Source organism: Borreliella japonica (assembly GCF_900099615.1).
GTDB lineage: Bacteria > Spirochaetota > Spirochaetia > Borreliales > Borreliaceae > Borreliella > Borreliella japonica.
In genome coordinates this window covers 1-1,143 of record NZ_FMTE01000045.1, presented here as the reverse complement: position 1 = coordinate 1,143, position 1,143 = coordinate 1, and the positions used below count along the sequence as shown (strand labels likewise).

The following is a 1,143-nucleotide window of genomic DNA, read 5'->3' as shown; positions in this document are numbered from 1 at the left end:
TAATTTGTTTTGCTTTTCTTTAAAACAAGGCTTATTTGAAAAAATCTTCTTATTTTTTGTTAGTTCAATTTCATATCTTTTTATGGCTTTAAATACTTTAATCAATTTATCTTTCTCAATATTTAAATTCAATAAAAGAAAGAGAGATTTTTTAGATAAAAAGTTACATTTATTGAAGTACTTTATTATTTGAAATTTTTTTATTGGATTGTCTCTCTTTTTTTTTTCTTCTTTTATATTATTATTTTTATTACTTAAACACTCCCCAATATCTACACTCCCATTTTTAGTAAATTTCTCTTTAAGGCCTATTTCAACCCTTTTTTCAAATCTTGATTGTTTTTTGTCTTCAAAGAATTTGTTTATTTTAAAGTAACACTCTTTTTTTGGAAAATTAAGTTTATAGTAAATTTCAGTCCCACAATTTACCCCCATGTGTTTGTGATAATTAGTTGTGACTTTAAATTTTTTTTCTAATTCGTAAAGATAATTCTGCAGTGTTTTTAGCTTAACGGGATTTTGACCATTTCTTTTTAGATTCTCATTAAAGTAATAGAGTATGTTTTGTTGAGTGTATTTTTTATACTTTTTGTTTACATATTCTAGTGTTGAAATAAGAACAATTAATTTGTGTTGGTGTTTATTATAGCAAATTGGACTTTTTTTATTGGTTGGTATTGACATAATCGTCATCCTCCATAATTTTGATTAATAATAATTATAATAATATTATTATTATAATGCAAAATTATGATTTAAATGTAAATACTTTTCTAAAAAAAATATGAAATTCTAATTATTAATTACATTAATTAAATACACTTTTTGTAACTTGATACAAATAAATTGATTTTAATTTTAAAATGGACTACACTACAAATAACGTAGTTGTTTAAATATTGACATTTGCACCTACCGTAATTTTGATAGTTTGCGAAAAATAACAAGAAGAGCTTAGCTTAGTTCTTTTATAAAGAGAATCTAGCTAAGCTCTATTTTTTTTACAAAAATTTTTGTAAAAAACTTGGTAAAAAAAGTTTTTGCTATATAATTATTTATATCAAAATTATGAGGAGGCTGACAATTATGTCACACATAAATAATAATTTAAATATTCAAGATATGCAAAATAATATTCAAGCA

General features: G+C 22.0%; 1 protein-coding gene. It reads right to left on the bottom strand.

Annotation, left to right across the window (positions count from 1 at the left end; translation table 11 throughout):
• The coding region (locus tag BLO14_RS05900) for a plasmid maintenance protein (protein ID WP_236736418.1) at nucleotides 1-684 on the bottom strand (684 nt) is incomplete at its 3' end.
• Nucleotides 685-1,143: the final 459 nt, after the last annotated feature.